Annotated in this window: 23 protein-coding genes; 12 read left to right on the top strand and 11 right to left on the bottom strand. The window is 52.5% G+C overall.

Annotation, left to right across the window (positions count from 1 at the left end):
- Positions 1-7 precede the first annotated feature (7 nt).
- Complete coding sequence (locus AC1MKH_RS11630) at positions 8-1,282, bottom strand: ABC transporter substrate-binding protein (RefSeq protein WP_276221560.1); 1,275 nt, start codon at positions 1,280-1,282, stop codon at positions 8-10.
- Between the two features lie 221 nt (positions 1,283-1,503).
- On the opposite strand from AC1MKH_RS11630, the gene AC1MKH_RS11625 reads away from it, so the two are divergent.
- The 4 genes from AC1MKH_RS11625 to hslJ all read left to right on the top strand — a co-directional run bounded on the left by AC1MKH_RS11625 (position 1,504) and on the right by hslJ (position 5,627).
- A complete protein-coding gene (locus AC1MKH_RS11625; RefSeq protein ID WP_276221494.1) occupies positions 1,504-2,559 on the top strand; it encodes a LacI family DNA-binding transcriptional regulator in 1,056 nt (351 codons plus the stop codon).
- Between the two features lie 27 nt (positions 2,560-2,586).
- Complete coding sequence (locus AC1MKH_RS11620) at positions 2,587-3,975, top strand: phosphohexomutase domain-containing protein (protein WP_276221496.1); 1,389 nt, start codon at positions 2,587-2,589, stop codon at positions 3,973-3,975.
- Positions 3,972-5,042, top strand: coding sequence for an ABC transporter ATP-binding protein (locus AC1MKH_RS11615; protein ID WP_276221498.1), 1,071 nt, complete (start codon positions 3,972-3,974; stop codon positions 5,040-5,042). Before AC1MKH_RS11620 ends, AC1MKH_RS11615 begins: the two co-directional genes overlap by 4 nt.
- A gap of 144 nt (positions 5,043-5,186) precedes the next feature.
- The gene (gene hslJ, locus AC1MKH_RS11610; RefSeq protein WP_276221500.1) at positions 5,187-5,627 is read left to right on the top strand and encodes a heat shock protein HslJ; all 441 of its coding nucleotides are present in this window, start codon (positions 5,187-5,189) and stop codon (positions 5,625-5,627) included.
- A gap of 5 nt (positions 5,628-5,632) precedes the next feature.
- On the opposite strand, the gene AC1MKH_RS11605 is transcribed toward hslJ, so the two are convergent.
- Positions 5,633-5,899: a putative hemolysin gene (locus AC1MKH_RS11605; protein WP_015964583.1), complete on the bottom strand. Its 267-nt coding sequence runs from the start codon at positions 5,897-5,899 to the stop codon at positions 5,633-5,635.
- A 325-nt stretch (positions 5,900-6,224) separates the two neighbouring features.
- On the opposite strand from AC1MKH_RS11605, the gene nifJ reads away from it, so the two are divergent.
- The 3 genes from nifJ (at position 6,225) to AC1MKH_RS11590 (ending at position 11,514) form a co-directional block, all read left to right on the top strand.
- Positions 6,225-9,752 carry a pyruvate:ferredoxin (flavodoxin) oxidoreductase gene (nifJ, locus tag AC1MKH_RS11600; RefSeq protein ID WP_276221503.1) on the top strand — a complete coding sequence of 1,176 codons (3,528 nt, stop codon included), beginning with the start codon at positions 6,225-6,227 and terminating at the stop codon, positions 9,750-9,752.
- Between the two features lie 343 nt (positions 9,753-10,095).
- On the top strand, positions 10,096-11,244 hold the full coding sequence (gene ompC, locus AC1MKH_RS11595; RefSeq protein ID WP_276221505.1) for a porin OmpC: 1,149 nt from the start codon (positions 10,096-10,098) through the stop codon (positions 11,242-11,244).
- A 120-nt stretch (positions 11,245-11,364) separates the two neighbouring features.
- Positions 11,365-11,514 carry a hypothetical protein gene (locus tag AC1MKH_RS11590; protein WP_276221506.1) on the top strand — a complete coding sequence of 50 codons (150 nt, stop codon included), beginning with the start codon at positions 11,365-11,367 and terminating at the stop codon, positions 11,512-11,514.
- Positions 11,515-11,587: 73 nt separating this feature from the next.
- On the opposite strand, the gene AC1MKH_RS11585 is transcribed toward AC1MKH_RS11590, so the two are convergent.
- The 4 genes from AC1MKH_RS11585 to AC1MKH_RS11570 all read right to left on the bottom strand — a co-directional run bounded on the left by AC1MKH_RS11585 (position 11,588) and on the right by AC1MKH_RS11570 (position 13,809).
- Positions 11,588-11,872, bottom strand: a complete 285-nt coding sequence (locus tag AC1MKH_RS11585; RefSeq protein ID WP_276221508.1) for a heavy-metal-associated domain-containing protein — start codon at positions 11,870-11,872, stop codon at positions 11,588-11,590.
- Entirely contained in the window at positions 11,869-12,225 is a 357-nt protein-coding gene (locus AC1MKH_RS11580; RefSeq protein ID WP_253897632.1) for a hypothetical protein, read from the bottom strand. Before AC1MKH_RS11580 ends, AC1MKH_RS11585 begins: the two co-directional genes overlap by 4 nt.
- Positions 12,203-13,348 (bottom strand): transglutaminase-like domain-containing protein, encoded by a 1,146-nt coding sequence (locus tag AC1MKH_RS11575; protein WP_276221512.1) that lies wholly within the window; start codon positions 13,346-13,348, stop codon positions 12,203-12,205. The genes AC1MKH_RS11580 and AC1MKH_RS11575 overlap by 23 nt, the downstream gene beginning before the upstream one ends.
- A gap of 182 nt (positions 13,349-13,530) precedes the next feature.
- Positions 13,531-13,809, bottom strand: coding sequence for a YdgH/BhsA/McbA family protein (locus AC1MKH_RS11570; RefSeq protein ID WP_015964590.1), 279 nt, complete (start codon positions 13,807-13,809; stop codon positions 13,531-13,533).
- Between the two features lie 402 nt (positions 13,810-14,211).
- Here AC1MKH_RS11570 and AC1MKH_RS11565 point away from each other — a divergent pair, with 402 nt between their 5' ends.
- Together AC1MKH_RS11565 and ttcA are read left to right on the top strand one after the other, a co-directional pair.
- Positions 14,212-14,628: a DUF1398 family protein gene (locus AC1MKH_RS11565; protein ID WP_276221515.1), complete on the top strand. Its 417-nt coding sequence runs from the start codon at positions 14,212-14,214 to the stop codon at positions 14,626-14,628.
- 238 nt (positions 14,629-14,866) lie between these two features.
- A complete protein-coding gene (ttcA, locus tag AC1MKH_RS11560) occupies positions 14,867-15,802 on the top strand; it encodes a tRNA 2-thiocytidine(32) synthetase TtcA (protein WP_276221517.1) in 936 nt (311 codons plus the stop codon).
- A gap of 43 nt (positions 15,803-15,845) precedes the next feature.
- Here the strand turns inward: ttcA and dbpA are convergent, their stop codons facing one another.
- From dbpA to zntB, 3 genes are all read right to left on the bottom strand, one after another.
- Positions 15,846-17,219: an ATP-dependent RNA helicase DbpA gene (gene dbpA / locus AC1MKH_RS11555; RefSeq protein WP_276221519.1), complete on the bottom strand. Its 1,374-nt coding sequence runs from the start codon at positions 17,217-17,219 to the stop codon at positions 15,846-15,848.
- Positions 17,220-17,247: 28 nt separating this feature from the next.
- A complete protein-coding gene (gene ynaL, locus AC1MKH_RS11550; RefSeq protein WP_276221562.1) occupies positions 17,248-17,439 on the bottom strand; it encodes a proline-rich small protein YnaL in 192 nt (63 codons plus the stop codon).
- Positions 17,440-17,717: 278 nt separating this feature from the next.
- A complete protein-coding gene (gene zntB / locus AC1MKH_RS11545; protein ID WP_276221564.1) occupies positions 17,718-18,701 on the bottom strand; it encodes a zinc transporter ZntB in 984 nt (327 codons plus the stop codon).
- A 434-nt stretch (positions 18,702-19,135) separates the two neighbouring features.
- On the opposite strand from zntB, the gene AC1MKH_RS11540 reads away from it, so the two are divergent.
- Complete coding sequence (locus tag AC1MKH_RS11540; protein ID WP_327621885.1) at positions 19,136-21,271, top strand: bifunctional diguanylate cyclase/phosphodiesterase; 2,136 nt, start codon at positions 19,136-19,138, stop codon at positions 21,269-21,271.
- 43 nt (positions 21,272-21,314) lie between these two features.
- Here AC1MKH_RS11540 and AC1MKH_RS11535 read toward each other — a convergent pair whose 3' ends face one another.
- The gene (locus AC1MKH_RS11535; RefSeq protein WP_327621882.1) at positions 21,315-22,931 is read right to left on the bottom strand and encodes a peptide ABC transporter substrate-binding protein; all 1,617 of its coding nucleotides are present in this window, start codon (positions 22,929-22,931) and stop codon (positions 21,315-21,317) included.
- A 177-nt stretch (positions 22,932-23,108) separates the two neighbouring features.
- On the opposite strand from AC1MKH_RS11535, the gene mpaA reads away from it, so the two are divergent.
- The gene (gene mpaA / locus AC1MKH_RS11530) at positions 23,109-23,828 is read left to right on the top strand and encodes a murein tripeptide amidase MpaA (RefSeq protein WP_276221523.1); all 720 of its coding nucleotides are present in this window, start codon (positions 23,109-23,111) and stop codon (positions 23,826-23,828) included.
- On the opposite strand, the gene ycjG is transcribed toward mpaA, so the two are convergent.
- Positions 23,819-24,784: an L-Ala-D/L-Glu epimerase gene (ycjG, locus tag AC1MKH_RS11525; protein WP_276221525.1), complete on the bottom strand. Its 966-nt coding sequence runs from the start codon at positions 24,782-24,784 to the stop codon at positions 23,819-23,821. The two genes, mpaA and ycjG, sit on opposite strands and share 10 nt — an antisense overlap.
- Positions 24,785-24,885: 101 nt before the next feature.
- Between ycjG and tpx the strand changes: the two genes are divergently transcribed.
- Positions 24,886-25,392, top strand: coding sequence for a thiol peroxidase (gene tpx / locus AC1MKH_RS11520; RefSeq protein ID WP_015964609.1), 507 nt, complete (start codon positions 24,886-24,888; stop codon positions 25,390-25,392).
- The last annotated feature ends 11 nt before the right edge of the window (positions 25,393-25,403 follow it).

Genomic DNA, 25,403 nt, shown 5'->3' with positions numbered 1-25,403 from the left:
TTTCCCCTTATTTAGCCAGCAGGGTGTTAATTTCCTGGGTTGATTTTTCCAGCGCTTTAACAGGATCGGTGTTATTGAAAATCACCTCTTCCAGCATTTGCGTCATGCTGCGCTGAATTTCGGTAGTTTGCGTGGTAGCAACCGGCGGCAGCGCAACATCAACCCAGGAGGCAATTTCCTTTTCCAGCGGGTTTTTATCAAAGTAGCTGACAAAGGTTGGGTTGCTGAGCAGGTCAGCGCGCGCTGGCGGCATCCCGGTCAGCTCAAGCCAGGTACGGTCGTGTTCGGCATTGCTGAACACCCATTGCATAAATGCCCAGGCTTCGGCTTTGTGCTTACTGGAATTGAAGATAACCATCCCTTTACTGTCACCAAAAGTGTGCGGATGAGCGGTACCGTTTTCCGTCAGCATCGGGCCAATCTGAATAGATTTCAGCACTTCCGGGTACTGCTTACGGTAACGCGCGAGATCCCACGGGCCACGTGCGGAAGCCAGTACCTGCCCACTTGCCAGCGGATCGTCCGCTGAAGTGAAGTCGTAACTGCTCCATTTGCTGTTGAAGACTTTCCCCATAAATGTCAGTACAGCCAGCCCTGACGGATCGTTAAACTGGGTTTTATTATCAACGATATAAGATTGGCCACCGCTCTGCGCGTAGTACAGTGGGATAAGGTCGAACCAACGCTCCCACCAGTTTTTCCCTGCGGTGAGCTGGATGGTGTAGCCATTGTTATCCTGCGCGCGTTTTTCCGCCAGCTGATAGAGTTCATCGTAGCGCGTAGGCACATGATCAAAACCGTATTGCTTGAGCAAATCGCCGCGCCACCACCAGACAATGGGGTTAACATAAATCGGCAACACTGTCTGTTTGCCGTTCAGTTTCCATGCCGGAAGAATATTCGTCATTTGACGATTTTTAATAAGCTCATCGTAACCCGGCATTTTTGACAGATCTTCGGTTTGGCCAATTTCATCGAGCTGGCTGGCGAAACCGATAAAAATATTGCTGGATAAATCGGGTTCCGTTCCTGAAGCCAATGCATTCATTATGGCTTCTTCAGAACTATTTGCCGCAGGAATAGTTGTAAATTCAACGGGCGTATGAGCGGGATCTTTATTCCACTCTTTTACCATCACATTCCAGAACGCTTCTTCATTCTCATTCGGCGCAACCCACATTTTAATTGGCGCTTTCGCCGTTTCATCCGCTGGTTTTTCATCTGGCCCGCAGCCAGACAGTGAAAGCATCAGTAACGCTGACGCCGTTAATTTAGCAATCATTGCGGTCTTCACTTTATCTCTCCTCTTCCATAGAAAGGGCAATTAAATTGTTGAAAGCTGATATTTGATGGCGTGTAAATTAGCACTCTGTTTTTCTGTTTAACGTTAAACAAATCACAAAACGATTTTTGTTTAACGTTAAACTCTGCGCCTGTAGATCTTAAAAAAAAGACAAATACATAGACACCAAGAATACATAAATAACAAATATGAATTATTAAATGAAAATAAATTCAAGTAATAATACAGCCACGCCGCGTATTACGATTAAATCCCTGGCGGCAACATTAGGCGTCTCACACACCACCGTGTCTAATGCCTGGAATAACCCGGAAAAATTGTCGCCAGAATTACGCGAACATATTTTACGTTATGCCAGTGAAATCGGTTTTCAGGGGCCGGACAAACTGGCGCGCGCCCTGCGTACCGGGAATGCCAATACCATTGGCGTCATTTTTAATGACTCAATGAGCTATGTGTTTATCGATCCCCATGATATTGCGCTGATGCGCGGGATAGCCTCGCGCTGTGAAGCGCAGGACGTCAACCTGGCGCTAATTCCCCTGCGTAAACCGCAGCAGACCGGAACCGCCCCGCTCACCGCGTTGGTCGATGGCTACATACTCAATGCCACACATAACAGCGCGGATGTGATCCAGCAGATCCTGGCTCGCGGCCAGCGCGTGGTCACGCTGGATTTCCAGTTTCCGGGCTACAGCAGCGTTTCCATCGACAACGCGGGAGCGATGCACGACATCGCCCACTATCTGTTGGGCAAAGGTCATCGTCGCTTTGGCATTATCGCCTTCGCGTCACAGGCCAATGTCCTCGGAATGCGCTCGCTTCGCGAGCCAATCACTGGCGATAACATCCTGATGCTGACCCGCGTCAACGCCTGTCGCGACGCTTTTCTTGCTAATAACGTAAATGTTGAGCGCTGCTGGCTCTACGAAACTCGCCACGATGAAGAGCACGGTGAAACCGCTGCACAGGCGCTCCTCACCGCCCATCCCGACATCACCGTCCTGATATGCCTTTCTGACCGCTTTGCCGTCGGCGCGATTCGCTATTGTCAACGCGCCGGTCTGGCGGTGCCTGAACAGGTCGCCGTCACCGGCTTCGATAACCTGGCGGTTGAGGTGAATGGCGTAGGGCTAACCACCATCGCGCAGAACGCGGAACGCAAAGGCGAAATCGCCGTAGAACTGCTTTTGAGCACCGGGCCCGTCACCCACCATGAACTGCCAAGGCAGCTCGTTATCCGGGAATCGGCCTGAGATTTTAGATAAACCGAAGAGTAGATTATGGACGAACTAACTTGTTATAAAGCCTATGACATTCGTGGCGAAGTGGGCGTCAACCTTACCCCGGAGATCGCCTTTCGCATCGGCCGCGCCTGGGCGGCGTGGTTGCATCCGCGCCGGGTGGTTGTCGGTGCCGATATCCGCCTGAGTTCTGAAACGCTGAAAAGCGCGCTGATCGACGGGCTCATCGCCAGCGGCGTCGATGTGATTGATATTGGCCTGAGCGGCACCGAAGAGATTTACTTCGCCACCCGCGAACTGCGTGCTGATGGCGGTATTCAGGTCACTGCCAGCCATAACCCGGCCAACTACAACGGCATGAAGCTGGTGCGCGAAGAGGCTCGCCCGGTCAGCAATGATAATGGATTGCTGGAAGTGAAAGCGCTGGCCGAACGGAACCAATTTCCCCCCACCGTCCATCGCGGCCAGGTGATTCATTATGATAATCGTCCGGCGTGGGTCGCCTGCCTGCTGCGATTTATGCACCATGCGCCGGTTCGTCCGTTACGCATTGTGGTGAATGCCGGGCACGGTACTGCTGGTCCGGCGCTCGATGCGCTGGACGCCGGGTTGAAATCGCGCGGCATCAACGTCGAGTTTATCCGCATTCACCATCAACCCGATGGCACCTTCCCGGCGGGTATTCCTAACCCGATGCTGGCAGAGAATCGTCAGGCCACCCGTCAGGCGGTCATTGCACATCACGCCGATTTTGGCGTCGCCTGGGACGGCGATTTTGATCGCTGTTTCTTCTTTGACGAGTGCGGCGAATTTGTTGAAAGTTATTATCTCGTGGGCTTATTTGCCGAGCATTTTCTCCAGCAGGTCACGGGGGGCACCATTCTTCTGGACCCGCGCCTGACCTGGAACACGCTGGAGAGGGTCAGTCAGTTTGGCGGGAAACCGATTATCAGCAAAACCGGCCATGCGTTTATCAAAGCTCGGATGCGTGAGGAAGACGCAATATACGGCGGTGAAATGAGCGGTCATCACTATTTCCGTGATTTTGGCTACTGCGACAGCGGCATGATCCCATTGGTGCTGATGCTGCAAATTGTCGGCCAGGGTAAGTGCTCTCTCTCCTCTTTAGTGACCCTGGCACAGGCGCGTTTTCCCGTTTCCGGCGAACTGAATATGACCGTTGCCGATCCCGCGCATGTGATGGCCTGCGTGGCGCAGCACTATCAGCATGAAAAAGCACAACGCGACGACTGCGACGGCCTGAGTCTCGATTTCGCCGACTGGCGCTTTAATTTGCGTGCCTCCAACACTGAGCCGCTGCTGCGACTGAATGTGGAAACCCGCGCCAATGCTGCCCTGCTGGCGGATAAAACGGACGAACTCCTCACCCTGATTGCCGCGTACGCAAATGACAAGGAGCCGCTATGACCGCGCTAAGTCTGAAAAACATTCACAAGGTTTATGATAAAAGCACCATTATTGAGAACCTGTCGCTGGAGATCGCTTCCGGGGAGTTCATCGTGCTGGTGGGGCCATCAGGATGCGGGAAATCGACCCTGCTGCGCATTATCGCCGGGCTGGAGTCGCCCGATGGCGGTACGCTTAAAATGGGTGATCGCGACGTCACGGACGTTGCCGCCGGAAAGCGAAATCTGTCGATGGTATTCCAGTCATACGCGCTATACCCGCATATGACGGTGAAAGAAAATCTGTCGTTTGGTTTGCGTAATCTGCGCACGCCTGCCGATGAAATTGAAAAACGCATCACTCAGGCGGCGGCAATGCTTAAGCTGGATGAAATGCTCGACCGACTGCCGCAAAACTTGTCCGGCGGCCAGCGCCAGCGCGTGGCGATTGGCCGCTCGATTGTCCAGCAGCCTGAGCTGTTTCTGTTTGACGAACCGCTCTCCAACCTGGATGCCGCACTGCGCGTCGAAATGCGCCAGGAAATTCAGCAACTGCATAATACCCTGCAAAACACCATGATCTATGTAACGCACGATCAGGTTGAAGCAATGACCCTCGCTGACCGCATTGTGGTGTTATATAAAGGAAAAATTGAGCAGGTTGGCACGCCACTCGAGCTCTACAATCATCCGGCAAACCTGTTTGTCGCGGAGTTTATCGGCACGCCTAAAATCAACATTCTGCCTGCCGTCTGGCGCGAGGGTGCGCTACAGATTACGGACACGCTCACTTTCCCCCTTTCTCGTCCGCTAACCGGCGTTAGCGAGGGCGAAAAAGTGTTCGTCGCGATCCGCCCGGAAAACATTCAGTACCAGCAGTCGGGTGATTTCACCCTGACGGCTCAAACGCGGCTTTGTGAGCTTCAGGGCGATTCCACACTGGTGTGGATGGACCTTAACGGACATTCACTTTGTCTGAAATCTTTCCAGCAGTTGAGCTTCACTCCGGGCACAACTCTAACGCTCTGCGTGCAGGAATCCCATCTCCATCTCTTTGATACGCTTGGAAAAAGAGTCGCCGATCGCTAGATTTATTGCATGCGGGCATAAGATGATGCTGATGCCCGCATAAGATTTCCCCGAAGCACTTTCAGATAATCCCCACAGACTCTGTTGGTTGTAAAGTTACACTCCAGAAACATTGATTGTGTGAATAATCTCTCGGGGATACTAATGAACAGAAAGGTCTGCCTGGTAGCAGCCGTTGCACTGCTGGCGGGATGTGTCTACAACAGCAAAGTCTCGACGGGTGCGGAACAACTTCAGCACCACCGCTTCGTACTGGAAAGCGTGGATGGCAAAGCGTTAGCAAAGAGTAAAACGCCGCTGGAACTCAGTTTCGGCCAGCAAACGGGTATCATTCATCAGCTACACGTTTCCGGCAATATGTGTAACCAGTTCAATGGCACGGGCCGTGTATCTGACGGTGAGCTGAAAGTGAAAGAACTGGCGATGACGCGCAAGCTCTGCACCGACCCGCAGCTTAATGAACTGGATAAAACTATCAGCACCATGCTTTCACAAGGCGCGCAGGTTGATTTGACCGAGTCGCAATTGACCCTGGCCACGGCGCAGCACACGCTGATTTATAAACTGTCTGACCTGGTGAATTAACCGGGTTAGTAATTTCCACAGCTTCCGACGGCGAGGGATTGCTCGCTGCAACGTTTACCGTTAGGTAACGCGCACATGCCGATACTGGAACCGTCGAGCTGTCTGGCCACAGAAAGCGACCCGCCAATCATGGCGCAATTAGCCTGCCCTGAATTGGACATCGCGGCTCTCATCCCTGGTGAAACGTGTGCGGCGGTAGCCTGCTGAACGGGCTCACTGCTGCACGCTGACAATAATAATGCAGCACACCCCACGAAAAACGCTGCTCGCATGTGTCTCTCTCCGTAGCAAAATAATTAGCAAACCTATGCATCATAGGCATCGCAAGCCGGCCCGTCGAGAGAGGGAACGCGCATTTATGCGCTCCAGAAACATTTTCTGTCAATTTTTATGACCAGAATCATCTGATGCGGGTCACTGACCCGTATCAAGGACACAAAAGCAAAAATGATTCAGCCTGACGTTTGCTAGACTTTATAAGAAATCATCCCCAGTAACGTCGCGGATTTTTGTTGGCTTTACGACGTACAGAATGATGTTTATCAGGTTCGCGGATTTTTCCCCGAGCGTCTTTTTGCGCAATGTAAGGTGTTCTCAATGATCACAGTTGATGGTAATGGCGCAGTCGCCAGCGTGGCATTTCGCACCAGCGAAGTTATCGCGATTTACCCCATTACACCCAGTTCCACGATGGCTGAACAGGCTGATGCCTGGGCAGGCAACGGCCTGAAAAACGTATGGGGCGATACGCCTCGCGTGGTAGAGATGCAGTCCGAAGCCGGGGCCATCGGTGCGGTGCACGGCGCATTGCAGACCGGTGCCCTCTCCACCTCTTTCACGTCATCGCAGGGATTACTGCTGATGATCCCAACCTTGTACAAACTGGCCGGTCAGTTAACGCCGTTTGTGCTGCACGTCGCCGCGCGTACCGTGGCCACACACGCGCTCTCAATTTTTGGCGATCACTCTGACGTGATGGCCGTCCGCCAGACCGGTTGCGCGATGCTGTGCGCCGGTAGCGTACAGGAAGCACAGGATTTCGCGCTGATTTCCCATGTCGCCACGCTCAAGAGCCGCATTCCGTTTATTCATTTCTTCGATGGTTTCCGGACGTCGCACGAAATTAACAAGATTGTGCCGCTGGCCGACGACACCATTCGTGGGCTGATGCCGGAAGACGAGATTGCCGCGCACCGCGCCCGGGCGCTGAACCCGGAACATCCGGTTATCCGTGGCACATCCGCCAACCCGGACACCTATTTCCAGTCTCGTGAAGCCACTAACCCGTGGTACAACGCTGTTTACGAGCACGTCGAGCAAACCATGCGCGACTTCGCCGAAGTGACCGGGCGTGATTACAAACCGTTTGAATACTACGGCCACCCGCAGGCGGAACGCGTCATCGTTATTATGGGTTCCGCCATCGGCACCTGCGAAGAAGTGGTTGATGAACTGCTGGCGCGCGGTGAAAAAGTGGGCGTGCTGAAAGTGCGACTGTATCGTCCTTTCTCGGCGCAACATCTGTTACAGGTGCTGCCGGATAGCGCACGTAGCGTGGCGGTGCTCGATCGCACCAAAGAACCCGGCGCACAGGCCGAACCGCTCTATCTCGACGTGATGACCGCGCTGGCGGAAGCCTTTAATCAGGGTGAGCGCGAAACGCTGCCGCGCGTCATCGGTGGCCGCTACGGTCTTTCCTCGAAGGAGTTCGGCCCGGAATGCGTGCTGGCCATCTTTAGCGAGCTCTCGCAGGCAAAACCGAAACCGCGCTTCACCGTCGGCATTTATGATGACGTCACGAACCTGTCGCTGGCGCTGCCAGAAAACAGCCTGCCGTCCCGCGCGAAGCTGGAAGCCCTCTTCTACGGGCTCGGCAGCGACGGCAGCGTTTCTGCAACCAAAAATAATATTAAGATTATCGGTAACTCGACGCCGTGGTTTGCGCAGGGTTATTTCGTCTATGACTCAAAAAAAGCCGGCGGTCTGACCGTGTCGCATTTGCGCGTCAGCGAGGAGCCGATTCGCTCAGCATACCTGGTAGCTCAGGCCGATTTCGTCGGTTGCCACCAGCTACAGTTTATTGATAAGTACCAGATGGCGGAACGCCTCAAACCTGGCGGTATTTTCCTGCTCAATACGCCGTATCACGCGGATGAAGTATGGGCGCGTCTGCCGCAGGAAGTACAGGCGGTACTGAATCAGAAAAAAGCACGTTTCTATGTGATTAACGCCGCGAAAATCGCCCGTGAATGCGGCCTGGCAGCGCGTATCAACACGGTGATGCAGATGGCGTTCTTCCATCTGACGCAAATCCTGCCAGGCGATAGCGCGCTAATGGAATTGCAGGGTGCGATTGCCAAAAGCTACAGCAGCAAAGGCCAGGATCTGGTTGAGCGTAACTGGCAGGCGCTGGCGCTGGCCCGCGAGTTACTTTTTGAAGTACCGCTACAGCCTGTGGTTGCCAGCAGCCCGCATCGCCCACCGGTCGTTTCCGACGCTGCGCCTGATTTTGTGAAAACCGTCACCGCCGCGATGCTGGCGGGCCTGGGCGACGCCCTGCCCGTCTCTGCGCTGCCGCCGGATGGTACCTGGCCTGTAGGCACCACTAAATGGGAAAAACGCAACATTGCCGAAGAGATCCCCATCTGGAAAGAGGAACTCTGTACCCAGTGCAACCACTGTGTCGCCGCCTGTCCTCACTCGGCAATCCGCGCCAAAGTGGTCTCCCCGGAAGCAATGGAAAACGCCCCATCTTCTCTGCACTCGCTGGATGTGAAATCCCGCGATATGCGCGGTCAGAAATATGTTCTGCAGGTCGCGCCGGAAGATTGCACCGGCTGTAATTTGTGCGTCGAAGTTTGCCCGGCCAAAGACCGACAGAACCCGGACATCAAAGCCATCAATATGATGTCGCGCCTGGAACATGTGGAAGAAGAGAAAGTGAACTATGACTTCTTCCTCGGCCTGCCGGAAATCGACCGCAGCAAACTGGAACGTATCGATATCCGTACTTCGCAGTTGATCACCCCGCTGTTCGAGTACTCTGGTGCCTGTTCCGGCTGCGGCGAGACACCGTATATCAAGTTACTGACCCAGCTTTACGGCGACCGCATGCTGATTGCCAACGCCACCGGCTGTTCCTCAATTTATGGCGGGAACCTGCCTTCTACGCCGTATACCACCGATATTAATGGTCGCGGTCCGGCATGGGCGAACTCACTGTTTGAGGATAACGCCGAATTCGGTCTTGGTTTCCGCCTGACGGTCGATCAGCATCGCCAGCGCGTGATGCGTCTGCTGGACGGCTTTGCAGAACACATTCCGGCAGAACTGAATGAGGCGCTGCACGCTGACGCCACGCCGGAAGTCCGCCGGGAACAGGTCGCACAGCTTCGCGCGGCGCTGGTAAATGTCGAGGGCGCACACGAGCTGCTGACGGACGCCGATGCGCTGGTCGAGAAATCGGTCTGGCTGATTGGCGGTGATGGCTGGGCCTACGATATTGGCTTTGGCGGTCTGGATCACGTGATGAGTCTGACCGAGAACGTCAATATTCTGGTGCTGGATACCCAATGTTACTCCAACACCGGCGGCCAGGCCTCGAAAGCCACCCCGCTCGGCGCAGTCACGAAATTTGGCGAGCATGGGAAGCGTAAAGCACGCAAAGACCTTGGCGTAAGCATGATGATGTACGGACATGTGTACGTGGCGCAAATTTCGCTGGGCGCGCAGCTTAACCAGACGGTGAAAGCGATACAGGAAGCGGAATCGTATCCAGGGCCGTCGTTGATTATCGCCTACAGCCCGTGTGAAGAGCACGGTTACGACCTGGCACTCAGCCACGATCAGATGCGTCAGCTAACCGCATCCGGCTTCTGGCCGTTATTCCGTTTCGACCCGCGTCGTGCCGATGAAGGGAAAATCCCGCTGATGCTGGATTCTCGCCCGCCGTCAGCAGCGCTGGACGAAACGCTGATGAACGAACAGCGCTTCCGCCGTCTTAATACGCAGCAACCGGAAGTGGCGGAGCAGCTCTGGAAAGATGCGGCGGAAGATCTGCAAAAACGCTATGACTTCCTTGCGATGCTGGCCGGGAAAGCAGAAAAACCAACAGCTGGAGAATAAGTTGTTGCTCAATCAGTAAAAAAAAAAGCCCGAATTGTTATTCGGGCTTGTCTTTTATAAAGACGAAAATAAAAACGGCACACGTCAATAAAACAGTGTGTGACAATAAAGGCATATAACGGCGGCATCTTACTGCGAAAATATCGCTTTGTATAATTTTTATTTTATATACATTTGCTGAATATATTCACCATAATTATCATCATTTCACAGGAATTATATTCTTGAGATTTTACTTATTCCGTAACAATTGTTTTTTACCATCTCTTCTTTGACTCAATTAGCATGCGTGAGTTCCCTAACGGGAATCGAGTGTATAAAAACAATCTAAAGGAATAATTAAATGAAAAGAAAAGTACTGGCCCTTGTCATCCCTGCACTGCTTTGCGCAGGCGCCGCTCACGCAGCAGAAATTTATAACAAAGATGGCAACAAATTAGATCTCTACGGTAAAGTGGATGGTCTGCATTATTTCTCTGATGATACCAGCAGCGATGGCGACATGAGCTATGTGCGTATCGGTTTTAAAGGCGAAACACAGATTAGCGACACGCTGATTGGCTACGGTCAGTGGGAATATAACATCCAGGCGAACAATACTGAGTCCAGCAGCGATCAGTCATGGACGCGTCTGGCTTTCGCGGGCCTGAAGTTTGGCGAGTACGGTTCCTTCGATTATGGCCGTAACTATGGTGTCCTGTACGACATTGAAGGCTGGACCGATATGCTGCCGGAATTCGGCGGCGACTCGTACACCAAAGCAGATAACTTTATGACAGGCCGTGCTAACGGCGTGGCAACCTATCGCAACAGCGACTTCTTTGGTCTGGTGGATGGCCTGAACTTTGCGCTGCAGTACCAGGGTGCGAATGAAAATCAGGCATCTGATGAGAGCCAGGGTTGGGACCAGGAAGGCACAGGTAACAGCAACGGACGTAACATGAAGAATTCCAACGGTGACGGCTTCGGTCTCTCGACCACCTACGACACCGGTATGGGGGTCACCCTGGGTGCCGCGTACACCAGTTCTGATCGTACTAACGAGCAGGTCAACAACTCCACAGCAGGCGGCGATAAAGCTGATGCCTGGACGCTGGGTGCGAAGTACGATGCTAACAACATCTATCTGGCAACCATGTACGCGGAAACGCGCAATATGACACCGTTCGGTAATGAGTTCGACAATACTATCGCTAACAAAACGCAGAACTTCGAAGTGACGGCTCAATACCAGTTCGATTTTGGCCTGCGCCCGTCCCTCTCTTTCCTGATGTCCAAGGGTATCGATCTGCAAGCGACAAACGGCGTAAATGTGGGTGATAAAGATCTGGTGAAATATGCTGAAGTAGGTATGACCTACTTCTTTAACAAAAATATGTCCACCTACGTTGATTATAAAATCAACCTGCTGGACGAAGACGATGCATTCTACAACAACAACGGTATTTCTACCGATGACGTTGTCGGTGTCGGTCTGGTATATCAGTTCTAAGCGTTATCGCCCGCTGGCAACGGCGGGCATTTCCTAAACCCGGAACACTTCAAACCATCCCATCCGTTTTTCTTCATCTTTTTGTGGGTTATATTTTTATCACACCACAGGAGGTGCACAATGAAAAACATTGAATCATATCTTCAGATTATGAAAAAGCTCTGGCAGCGGGAGCCAAAAATTAAAAATTCCTTTTTGGTCTATTATTTAACCCCAGAGCAACGCTATGAACGTTTAAAAGAGCTCATGGCGCCGATCAGCCAAAAATAGAATATATTCAGGATATAAATAAAATGAGGGCAATCGTGGCGAGCCCGTTTTTATCCGACTCGCCAGCCAGGCCTTATTGTACTTCAGAGACGTTGTTTATTTCGCCTCTAAAACCGGTCTTCGCAATTGCCGCGAGCAGTCGCTGATTATCAAAGTTGTCAGGAACAGTCACCAGCGCCTGACGCGTCTTCAACGACGCTTTGGCTTTAATCACACCATCGGTGCTACGCAACGCCTGATTTATGGAAATCACGCACAACGAACAGTTCATTTCACCGACATCGATGGTCACCAGCTTGTCACCCGCCCAGCTCAGGGGCGCGGCCAGCAGCAGCGCGATACACAGTAGCTTTTTCATTCCATCATCTCCCAAATCCAGGGCAACACGTACGGATACGTGAGCAGAGCCAGCACCAGCGGAACCGACAGCCAGTACAGCCATACCAGTACCCGACGGCTCACCACGTTCACGCAGATAGGCTTCGGCGACAGATATAAACGCCAGAAACCGCGCGCCATCAGACCGAGCGACAGCAGTAACATAGGGATCTGTAACCAGGTTGCGCCAGGAATACCGATAAGCCCCGCCGCAGAGATACCAAATACCAGATACAACAGCGGCCCGATGCAGCACAGCGTTGACGCTCCGGCGGCGATAACCGCCGCCAGAAGCGTAACCAGCCCGCCCTTAATGCTGTTCGACGCTGACATAGTCATAGCTGAAAAGCGCAGGATCGTAGAAGTTCAGCGGGTCGCCGTCCACTTCCGCATACGGGTAGCCAAGGTTGTTAATGTCACCCTGTTCAGACGCCGGGAACAGCGCGAAATCGCGTGCGTGGTTAAAGCCGACCCAGTTCATCTCCCAGTTGCCGAAGAGATAGTCGTTAACCGCTTTCACCGCCGGGTCACCGTTTTCTTTTTTCTCGGTGAGGCGCATTTTTGTCACATCCGCCGGGTCCGCAGGCACCCAACCAAAACCAGCCAGCCAGAACATCGCGCGGCAGTGCTGCCCCCCGCTCACTTTCGCTACACCCTGAGCATCCGCGCTGCCAAAGGCTTTTTTGGAATAGCTATCAAGCTTAATGGTTGAGCCCAGACGAATACCAAACATCTCACGCGCCGGAATACCGACCGCGCGGCACAGCGCGACAAACACGGAGTTAATATCGGTACATTTTCCGCCGAGTTTATTGGTTTTCAGAATCTCACCGACGTCACCGGTACCGCAGCCAATCACCGCATCGTCACGATGCATATGGGTGCTGACCCAGTCATGAATCAGGCGAGCCTGTTTTATCGGTGCTTTTTCCTTACCGATGATCTTCAGCGCGGTCTCTTTCACCAGACCATCAACCGGAATATGGGCTGTCGGCTGCAGGAACGGTTTAATTTCATCCGGAATTACGGCATCGCTTTCAGGTAACTGCCAGTCCGCCAGTTTATTCTCTTTAAGCACTTCCCAGTCGCGTGTTTCAATGGTCATTTCGACTTTAATATCCAGCGCACCTTTCGAATCAGCCCAGGTCACAAACAACATTTTTGCGCCATAGCGGTTGTTGGCATTGAGCGTTGCTTTCTGATAGTTACCACTGAAGGAGAGATCGAGTAACTGTTGGAAGGCGGTATCTTCTGGCACCGGGATCCACAAATTCACCAGCCCTTCAGACCCTTTCGGCGCTTTCAGGCTATAGGTTTGCGTCATCACGAAACGACGGGCTTTGCCTGAGGAGACAACAGCAGGTTGAGCAACCTGTTTACTTTCGGAGAAGACCGGGCTGACAAGACCCAGCGTGGAGAGTGCGGCTGCGCTTTTTAGAAAATTACGCCGTTCCATTACAATTCCTTCAGTCACGAGTAAAAGCTCGAACTTAACCCCGCACCTGCGGAGGTCGGCGTTATTATGCGGCGACACGGTCCACTCGACAACATCCAGTTTCACGCATAACACGTTAATGGCCTTAAAATACAAAAAAGACCCGCCGAAGCGAGCCTTATCAATTACGAATGCTTTAGCTTTTACTTAAAGACTTCTGCAACGGCTTCAAAGTTCGGACCATGCTCACGCGCCGCGATAATCACGTAATATTTTCCGCCTTTCTTATCCGCCAGCTCGGACAGTTTTTTGTGCAGATCGGACGGAGAAGAAACCTGTCCATTGGTTGCGCCTACTGAAACGTTACCGATGTATTCCAGTTTAAAGTGATGGGCTTCATCCTTGGAGATCAGGTCTGCTGCAGAAGTACTAAATGCCACCATAGATAACGCAGCCATTGTCCCTAACAATACTTTTTTCATCGCATACTCTCCTGTTAACGTTTTGTCTTAGCCTGTAACAGTATAAGCCATTTTTGAGATATTCAATGAAAAGAGGAAACATTTAATCTGTATAACCAAAACGCACCTTACATTTACCTGCAAGGATAACCCTATACATTTCAAGACAAAACAGTCCCCTCCACTTTCTATAAAAGAAGAGTCGAAATGCCCGAGTAATCAATAATGTCGAGACTTATTGCACTGTTCTCTGCCGCGTCCAGGCCATGACAGCAATACTCCGTAACAATTGAAACGCTGTTCCTTTTTACCTAGCCATATAAAATAACAGATAGTGACTATTAGAATCCAAATAACACTAAAACTTGATCATTACGATATCAATTATAATTATTAGAGCTCAACACAATATACGAGGCAGAAATGGAGTTACATGATGAATTTTATGGTTTTTTCGAAAGAGTAAGGCATAATCTGGACTTTATTTCTCTGTCATCGGATTTACGCCGTAACAACATCTCTCATTACATCTATTTTGTTGCGACGGGGAATATTAAACTCATTACCTGTACTGATTCGTATATCTCCTTAAAAAATCATCGGCGCCTGGTGAAGGTAAATGGTTGTTCCTGTAGCGAATTAACACGTGAGGCAGCCAGACGAATTTTCTCAGGGGAATCTACCTATGAGCAATTTTATACTGAGCTGGCTCATGCAGGCGTGTTCAAATGGGTTGTGGACCTGCACAGCCTGACCCGTAGTTATTGGTCAAAAGACAATTATCTATTACACAGTGAGAACATTTTATCGCCCGTCTCTCAGAGTGAAGCTGTCGCATGATTGCGGATTAACTATCGCCCCAACACCATCATTATTAGCCTGGGTCTGGTTCGCAGGCTGATTCACAGCCCCATGAGCTGTCGCCGTCAGGCAACGCCACTGCAAAACATGCTGGCATTCGTCGCCGTAATCCGTACCATACACGCCACACAGTCGTAAGCTAACTCAGGCTAGCCTATGCTTAGCGGACGTTTCCGCGTATGCATCGCGCTCCTTTCGATTTTTGAGTAATCATTAAATGCAACAGAATCAAGATATTAGTAAAAAAGAGCAATACAACCTCAACAAATTGCAAAAGCGCCTGCGTCGTAACGTCGGTGAAGCCATTGCTGACTACAACATGATTGAAGATGGCGACCGCATTATGGTTTGCCTCTCCGGCGGCAAAGACAGCTATACCATGCTGGAAATTCTGCGCAATCTGCAACAAAGCGCACCGATTAGCTTTAGCCTGGTGGCGGTAAACCTCGACCAGAAGCAACCAGGATTCCCGGAGCACATTTTGCCGGAGTATCTGGAGACACTGGGCGTCGAGTACAAGATTGTTGAAGAAAATACCTACGGCATCGTGAAAGAGAAGATCCCGGAAGGCAAAACCACCTGCTCACTCTGCTCACGTCTGCGTCGCGGGATCCTTTACCGTACGGCGACTGAACTGGGTGCGACCAAAATCGCCCTCGGCCATCACCGTGACGATATCTTACAGACTCTGTTCCTGAACATGTTCTACGGCGGGAAAATGAAAGGGATGCCGCCGAAACTGATGAGCGACGATGGCAAACATATTGTCATCCGTCCGCTGGCCTACTGCCGCGAGAAGGACATTGAGCGCTTCTCTGAAGCCAAAGCCTTCCCGATAATCCCTTGCAACCTGTGCGGCTCACAGCCCAACCTGCAACGTCAGGTTATCGGCGATATGCTGCGCGACTGGGATAAGCGTTATCCGGGCCGTATTGAGACCATGTTCAGCGCCATGCAAAACGTGGTGCCGTCGCATCTGTGCGACACCGAACTGTTCGATTTCAAAGGAATTACGCACGGTTCTGAAGTGGTTAACGGTGGCGATCTGGCGTTTGACCGCGAAGAGATGCCGTTACAACCGGCGGGTTGGCAGCCTGAAGAGGACGATGCACAGCTTGATGAGCTGCGTCTGAATGTGGTTGAAGTAAAATAAACGCATTCATCAGGCCGACATTCTGGTCGGCCTGACTAAAGCATTACTTCAGCAGTCTAACGCGACACGCCTTCCCTTTAATCTTCCCTTTCTGCAACTGCTTCCATGCCTGGTGAGCGACTTTCTCGCGCACGGCAACATAAACATGCGCCGGATGCACATCAATCTTGCCGATATCCGCACCCACTAAACCCATATCGCCGGTTAACGCGCCCAGCACGTCTCCCGCGCGCATCTTGGCCTTTTTGCCGCCGTCGATGCACAGGGTCGCCATTTCCGGCGTCAGTGGCGCAATGCGGCTTTGAGACGGTTCAGGCATCCAGTTCAGCTTCAGTTGCAGCATTTCGGCCAGAATATTCGCGCGCTGCGCTTCTTCAGGGGCGCAGAAGCTGATCGCCAGACCGCTGTTCCCCGCACGCGCCGTACGACCAATACGGTGTACGTGCACTTCAGGATCCCATGCCAGCTCGTAGTTCACCACCAGCTCCAGAGATTTAATATCCAGACCACGCGCAGCGACATCGGTTGCTACCAGAACGCGTGCACTGCCGTTAGCAAAACGCACCAGCGTTTGATCGCGGTCGCGCTGCTCAAGGTCGCCATGCAGCGCCAGCGTGCTTTGACCTGCGGCGTTGAGCTCTTCAAATACCGCCTGACAATCTTTTTTGGTATTACAGAACACGACGCATGACGCAGGCTGATACTGGGTCAGCAGTTTTTGCAGCAGGGCAATTTTGCCATGGCGGGGAACATCGAAAAATTGCTGTTCGATAGCAGGCAGCGCATCCACGCTGTCGATTTCAATGGTGACGGGATCACGCTGAACGCGGCCACTGATCGCGGCGATAGCCTCCGGCCAGGTGGCGGAAAACAGCAGCGTCTGGCGGCTGGCTGGCGCGAAACGGATCACTTCATCAATGGCGTCGCTGAAGCCCATATCCAGCATGCGGTCAGCTTCATCCATCACCAGCGTTTGCAGATTCTCCAGTGAAACCGTGCCCTTTTGCAGGTGATCCAGCAGACGGCCCGGCGTGGCGACAATAATGTGCGGCGCGTGCTGGAGGGAATCGCGCTGCGCGCCAAACGGCTGGCCGCCACACAAGGTCAGCACTTTAATATTCGGCAGGTAGCGCGCCAGACGGCGGATCTCACCGGCCACCTGATCGGCTAACTCGCGCGTTGGGCACAGTACAAGCGACTGCGTCTGGAAACGCCCGGCGTCGATATGCTGCAACAGGCCCAACCCGAATGCCGCCGTCTTCCCACTCCCGGTTTTCGCCTGTACGCGGACATCTTTCCCGGCGAGCACCGCGGGCAGCGCAGCTTCCTGAACAGGGGTCATAGAGAGATAGCCCAGATCGTTAAGGTTGTCGATCTGGGCGGTGGGCAGTGCATTCAGTGTTGAAAAAGCGGTCACAATATTTTCTCGCGGTAAAAGGCTATCGTCAGCAGGCGCGTATCCTCGCAGATCTGCGCGTCTGATGCGACAATTTAATCGGTTCTTCGTCCGGTGGCGGGTCCGGCATTGGCTGCGGACGCGGGATGGGATCTCGCCCCGGAGGCGGCTCTACCGGAATGGGATCGGTCGGAACCGAATGAATGTGAAGGTATGCGTCGAGTCGTAATACCTGGTACATCATCTTCCCCTCTAAAAATCAGGTTGGTTCTTTAAGGGTAGATGCCGCAGGAATTCAGGCAAAAAAAAAGCCGACTATTCAAGCCGGCGTCGTACGAATCAATTGTGCTATGCAGTAATTCAAAAAAAGGAAGTAAGACAATATGGAGCGCAACGCCCATCGCTTGACGTTGCATTCACCTGCGAGAGAGATATTGCCCTGAATGGGGGTATCGTTTATTGACCTCGCTCAATTTAATTGCCGTTTTTGTGTTCAATTACTGTTAAAAAGGTTAATTTTTACAGCCATTTACTGCGATGTAACCACCAGGTAACACCACCGACGAGTACCAGCAGCATGATACAAAAGGAGTAGAAGCCTAAATGCCATTCGCCACCGGGTATCCCACCCAGGTTGACACCGAATAAACCGGTTAAAAACGTGGTGGGTAAAAACACCATCGCCATCAGCGACATGGTATAGGTTCGACGAGAAAGGGATTCCTGCATCACCTGGGCGATTTCATCGGTCATGACTGCCGTACGCGCGATACAGGCGTCAATTTCGTCCAGCCCACGCCCCAGGCGATCGGCGATATCCTGCATACGGCGGCGATGATCGTCCGTCATCCACGGCAGACGTTCGCTGGCAAGCCTGGCGTAAACATCGCGTTGGGGGGCCATGTAGCGACGCATCACGATGAGTTGTTTACGCAGCAGCGCTAAAAAACCGCGCGGGGGGATTTGTTGCTCCAGCAGGTTATCTTCCAGATCGATGATTTTATCATGCAGTTGCTCAATAAATTCGCTGGCGTGATCGGTCAACGCGTCACAGACATCCACCAGCCAGCCGCCGCAGTCTGCTGGCCCGCTCCCTTCTTCAAGATCGCTAATCACATCGTCCAGCGCCAGCACCTTGCGTTGACGCGTGGAGACAATGAGCCGCTCATCCATATAAAGACGCATCGCCACCAGTTGATCGGGGCGTTCATCGGTGCTGCCGTTGATACAGCGCAGCGTAATCAATGTGCCCTCGCCCATCCGACTCACGCGCGGGCGCAGGCTTTCACCGGACAGCGCATCGCGCACGGTATTTGGCAGCAGTGGCGTCGACGCCAGCCATTGCGCGCTATCCGGGTTGGTGTAATTCAGATGCAGCCAGCATGGATTTTCTTTGGTGATCACATCGCTCGCCTCGAGCGGCTTTACCCCACCTTTGCCATCGAGTATCCATGCGAACACAGCATCCGGTACATTAAGATCCGATCCCTTTATGGCTTCCACTTTACCTCCACTGACAACTCGCCCTTCTGCTAGTCTAGCCATCTGCCCCGGTTACGCAATCACTCCTGCGTCCATCACGCTGAAATTGCTCATAAAAGCATCCATATCCGTCCAATAAAGCATTTTAATGAAAAAGCACTATTGCCAATGCTCAGACTTAGCCTACATGCAAGAATATATTCTTGCATAACTTTATGAAGATCACATATCTAATAAAATTAAAAAACACCCAACAAATTAAACAACATCATCGTTATGGGTATTTTAAAATAAATTATCTGCGCCCTTTTAGTTTAACGCGATTCAGCAATACTTATTTCAGTTAAATACCGTCAATCCGTTAAAAAGCCGTGATCTATCATGTTATTTCTGTAGCTTATTTCAGATTATTCCTGATAGATTAATTCCAAAATCTAAGAAATGTGGATGACATGATGCTGCATGTTTCGTGGGACCCGGTTCTGGTTGGCATTTCATTTCTGGTGGCGTTCATCGCATCTTTCGTGGCCCTTGATAGCGCAGGGAAAATTGCTGCATCTAATAAAAATGCGGCCATGTTCTGGCGCGTCTCAGGTGGCGCAACCTTAGGCATTGGCATCTGGTCTATGCATTTCATCGGCATGCTGGCGATGAAAATGCCGATGGAGATGAGCTATCACCTGGAATTAACCCTGCTCTCGCTGCTGGCCGCGATTCTGGCGGCCACCCTGGCGATTAACATTGCCGTTGCCGGGCCGACTTTATCGCCAAAGCGGCTGGCGCTCGCGACCGTGTTACTCAGTAGCGGCGTTGTCACGATGCACTACGTCGGCATGGCAGCGCTGATGATGCATGACGGCATTATCTGGAATATCCCACGAATTATCATCTCCGTGGTGATTGCGGTTATTGCCTCCTGCGTGGGTCTATGGCTGGCCTTCAGCTTGCGGTTGAACAGCAAGCGCGTGCTGCTCTGTCGTATCGCCGCAGCGATGGCAATGGGCATCGCCATCGCCGCGATGCACTACACCGGGATGAGCGCGGCCACTTTTTCAAGCCACGCCCATATGATGGTAAACCACGTGCATCAGGTTGGCGAAGAAGGGCTTTCGGTCTGGGTTTCTGCCATCACGCTACTGCTATTGGGCACGATGCTGGTGATTTCGATGGTGGATTCGCAAATGCGCACCACACGTCTGACCGAAAACCTGCAACAGTTGAACAAGCAGCTCGAACAGCAGGCACGCTATGACGGGCTGACGGGGCTGGCAAATCGTAGCCAGATCGACATGCGGCTTCTAGCTTGCCTGCAACAGGCGCGGCTTACCGGCGCTGAGTTTGGCCTGGTGTTGATGGATCTCGATCGTTTCAAGCTGATTAATGACGCCTGGGGTCACCACGTCGGTGACAACCTGCTGGTTTCCGTTGCCAATCGGCTGAGCACCTGCCTGCCTCCCAAAATGACGCTTGCCCGCATTGGCGGCGATGAGTTTATTCTGCTGGCGCCTCATAGCACCGAATCTGAAATGGCGGAACTGTGTAATCGCATGGTTGAGAGTATTCGTCGGCCTTTTTATCACTCCGGGCAGATCCTGCAAATCTCCCTGAGCGCGGGCATCAGTATGTATCCTGCTGACGGTGATTCTCCACAAGAACTCAAACTGTGCGCGGACACCGCGATGTATCATGTCAAACGCAATGGGCGTAACGGCTGGGCAGTCTATGGTGATGCAATGCTCGATAGCTCGTGGCAAGGGGCACATCTGTTACAGGACCTAACGCAGGCGCTGGAACGTAATCAGTTTGAGCTGTGGTATCAGCCCAAATATCACGTTCAGGAAAATCGCATTTACGGTTTCGAGGCGTTGCTGCGCTGGCGTCATCCCAAAAAAGGGATTTTACTGCCGAGTGTGTTTTTACCGACCTTGCAAAATACCGGTTTAATTCTTCCGGTGGGCAACTGGGCAATCGACCAGGCCTGCAAGCAATTGCGTCAGTGGAGCAAAGAGGGTCATGATGACTGGACGCTTTCCATTAATATTTCGGCTAACCAGTTCGAACAGCAGAATATCTACGAATTACTGTGCAATACGCTTTCACGATATCATCTTTCACCGCTTCGGCTAACCATTGAATTAACCGAAACGACAGCCATGCGCGGTCTCGATCGCAGCTTACAAATATTCCACGACTTCAATCGTATTGGCCTGACCGTATCCATCGATAACTTTGGGACCGGCTATTCCAATATGTTGCTGTTACAAAACCTGCCCGCCCGCGAGTTGAAAATAGACCGAAGCTTTATGAAGGATATTCGTGATGACAGTAAAAATGTGAAAATTGTCTCATCGATTATTCATATCGCGCATTCAATGAATATGAATGTAGTGGCAGAAGGCATTGAGACGGAAGAACAACAGCGTTTGCTGACGCAACTGGGATGCGATGCTTTGCAGGGCTCGCTGTTCTCTGAGCCGGTACCGCCACAGGATATTGATGCGGCATTAAACCGGATGCCGTTTAATATCACCACCACGAGCAGCGTTGCGCCGCCTATTCCCATTCGACGAAATATGATGAAGCATGCGTAAAAACCCCTGACGCACAGCAGTGCGTCAGGGGTTGAGCGTAAACTTAGTGCTTCACAATATACATTGTACGGGTATACGCCACGTCTTCCGGGTTCTCTATAGGATACCCCTTCAGCCACGGTTTAATTAAACGGCCATTGGTATACTGATAAATCGGCGCAATAGGGGCTTTCTCAGCAAGAATTTTCTCTGCTTCGTTGTAATCGGCATTCCGCGCTTTTTCAGTGTTCTCAAGCGTAGCCTGATTCACCACCTTGTCATACGCCGGATTGCTGAAACGGGAGATATTCCCGGTATTGTTCGACGTTAACAGCGACAGGAAGGTTGACGGTTCGTTATAGTCGCCCACCCAGGATGCGCGGATCACATCGAAATTGCCGGTGTTGCGGCTGTCGATATAGGTTTTCCACTCCTGATTTTGCAGCTTCACATCTACACCCAGGTTTTTCTTCCACATTGATGCCACCGCAATCGCAATCTTCTGGTGGTTTTCCGAGGTGTTATACAGCAGCGTCAAATTCAACGGTCTGTTCGGGCCATAGCCTGCCGCCTGCAACAAGGTTTTCGCCTGGGCATTCAGCTCCGCCTGGCTGCTCTGCTCCATTTGCGTTGGCTCGGCTTTAAATCCTGCGGTGACATCCGGCGTAAAGTGCCATGCCGGTTTCTCGCCGGTACCCAGCACCTTCTCCGCAATAATGCGACGGTCGATGGTCATGCTCAGCGCTAAACGGACGCGCGCATCCGCCGTCGGCCCTTTCTGGGTATTGAAAGCATAATAATACGTACCGAGCTGTGCCGGGGTATAGACCTGTCCCGGAATGTCCTTCAGCAGTTTCTTATACAGGTTTTTCGGGAAGGACTCAGTGATATCAATATCCCCGGCCAGATAACGTTTCGTGGCCGACGATTCCTGATTGATCGGTAAGAAGGTGACTTTTTTAATCACCGTCTTAGCGTTATCCCAGTAATGAACGTTGGGTGTTGCCACCAGTTTTTCATTCACCACACGGTCGGCCAGTACGTATGCGCCATTGCCAATCAGCTTGCCTGGACGCGTCCAGTTTTTATCGCTTTCAACATTGGCTTTTTGCACCGGATAGAGCGAGAAATTGGCCGTCAAATTCACAAACCACGGCAGCGGTTTATCTAACTGGATACGCAAGGTGTGCGCATCGACTGCTGTCACGCCCAGGGTTTCCGGCTTCGCTTTACCATCAATAATCGCCTGGGCGTTATTAATGCCGGCAAGCGCCGCAAACCAGGCAAACGGTGAGGTAGTTTTAGGATCAACCAGACGCTGCCAGCTATAGACAAAGTCCTCAGCAGTGACAGGTGTACCGTCGGACCATTTTGCGTTGTTACGCAACGTGAAGGTCCAGATTTTATGGTCATTACTCTGCCAGCGCGTCGCGACGCCGGGAACAATGTTCCCTTTTTCATCCTGGTTAACCAACCCTTCGAAGAGGTCACGGATCACCTGGATTTCCGGCAGGCCTACCGCTTTTGCCGGGTCCAGAGACGCGGGCTCATCTTTAATGTGACGAACCAGCTCCTGCTTCGCTGCCAGTGCCGTCCCGGCGGGTACATCTGCCGCCAGGGCAACAGAACTCAGACTACTGAGCCATAACGCACAGCACGACAACGTGGAAGGATACTTCATGACATCCCCTTAATAAGCCAACTTGATGAAAATATTATTTGTTTCAGGCGTCTTAAATGCAAACGGCTTATCACATAAAATTGATATAACGAATGTTTTTCTGAATCGGAAACCATTTGATTCACGGTGAATTTTGCACAACACTGCTTATATCAGTACTCATAATCAGGATTCTCTATGTCCGCCACTCGTCCTCGCGCCCTGCGGGGCGCTTTTCCGCCCGGTACGCAACACTATGGTCGTTCACTTTTGGGCGCGCCGCTTATCTGGTTTCCCGCGCCGCTCGCCGATCATACCAGTGGGTTAATTATTGCCGGGACGCATGGCGACGAAAATTCCTCCATCGTCACCCTCTCCTGCGCGCTGCGGACGCTTTCGCCCGAGCTGCGACGGCATCATGTGGTGTTAACGGTGAATCCGGATGGCTGTCAGTTGGGGTTACGCGCCAATGCCAACGGCGTTGATTTAAATCGTAATTTCCCGTCAGCAAACTGGAAAGCCGGTGAAACCGTGTATCGCTGGAACAGTTCGGCAGACAGCCGTGACGTCGTGCTGCTGACGGGGGATAGCCCCGGTTCTGAGCCAGAAAGCGAGGCGCTTTGCCAGCTGATTCATCAGATCCACCCCGCCTGGGTTGTCTCTTTTCACGATCCGCTGGCCTGCATTGAGGACCCGCGTCACACCGAACTGGGCCGCTGGCTGGCTGAATCCTTCGCGCTGCCGCTGGTCGGCAGCGTCGGATATGAGACGCCGGGCTCGTTTGGCAGCTGGTGCAACGATATTGGCCTGCACTGTATCACCGCCGAGTTCCCGCCCATCTCCTCGGATGAAGCGAGCGAGAAATATCTCGGCGCGATGACCGCCCTGCTACGCTGGCGCGCGGCGGCTCAAAGATGAAGCTGACCGGTAGTAAAATGTAACGCAGGCTCTGCATCTACCGCCAGCCAGGTTGGGCCGTCGAGATCCGCGAAGGTAACCTGCGGTGTCAAAGGTAGCGCGGCGGTAATGGCGCGCGAGGTGCAGAGCATGCAACCCAACATCAGGGAAAACCCCTGCGCGCGCGCCTCTTGCGCAAGCGCCAGCGCTTCAGTGAGACCGCCCGTTTTATCGAGCTTAATGTTAACCATGTCATATCGCCCACGAAGCGCAGGCAGGCTTGCTCGCGTATGACAGCTTTCATCGGCACAGATAGGCAGCGGGTGAATAAAATTTTCCAGCGCGCTGTCATCTGTGGCGGGCAGCGGCTGCTCAAGCATCGCCACGTTCAGATCGGCCAGCAGCTGACAGCGCGCCGCCAGACCTTCACCGTGCCACGACTCATTAGCATCAACTATCAATGTTGCATCCGGCGCAGCGGCGCGGATAGCCACCATGCGTTCGGCAATCAGACGATCGTCCAGTTTCACTTTCAACAGGCGCGCGCCGCCTTCGAAAAGCGCTTTGGCACTGGCCGCCATCTGCTCTGGTGTGCCAATCACCACGGTTTGCGCCGTAGTTACTGTTTTTGCCAGTGTCTGATGGAGCATGGCGGATACTGTGGCTTTCGCAAGGCCAGCCTCAAGCTCCCACAACGCACAATCCACCGCGTTGCGCGCCGCCCCCGCCGGAAGTAATTCAGCAAGCGCTTCCCGGGTGAGCCCCTTCTCCAGCTGTTCGCCAATCGAAACAATTTGCGCCATCACAGAAGGGATGCTTTCACCATAGCGTGGATAAGGAGTACATTCGCCGACGCCTTTAATGCCGTCCTGCTCCAGCTCAACCACGACCACTTTCGCCTCGCTGCGGCTACCACGGGCAATGACAAACGGTGTATGTAACGGCCACGCCTCTTCAAAAACTCTTACATTTCTCATCCCTTACTCCTTACGGACAACGGTAAATAGGGTTTGCCGTGTTAACACCTGATGACATACACTAGTTTCGACGTTAATTATATGTAAACAGGAAGATTATCATGTCACAAACTGTACATTTCCAGGGCAATCCCGTTTCTGTTCAAGGCGCTATTCCGCAGGCAGGCGACAAAGCTCAACCTTTCACGCTGACTGCGAAAGACCTCTCTGACGTCGCACTCAGCCAGTATGCGGGCAAACGCAAAGTGCTGAATATTTTCCCAAGCATCGATACCGGCGTTTGCGCGGCATCCGTTCGCAAATTCAACCAGCTGGCTTCCGAGCTGAACAACACCGTTGTGCTGTGCGTTTCTGCTGACCTGCCGTTCGCCCAGTCTCGCTTCTGCGGCGCAGAAGGCCTGAGCAACGTGGTTACCCTGTCCACCCTGCGTGCGCCAGAATTCCTGCAAACTTACGGCGTGGGTATCGCTGACGGCGCACTGAAAGGCCTGGCGGCGCGTGCGGTTGTGGTTATCGATGAGAACGACAACGTGGTTTACAGCCAACTGGTTGACGAAATCACCAACGAGCCAGACTACGATGCGGCGCTGGCTGCGCTGAAAGCGTAACCTCAACGTCC

This window comes from Pseudocitrobacter sp. CD920760, assembly GCF_057782505.1.
The sequence above is the reverse complement of the archived record's forward strand: the minus strand, read 5'-3'. Positions and strand labels throughout refer to the sequence as shown.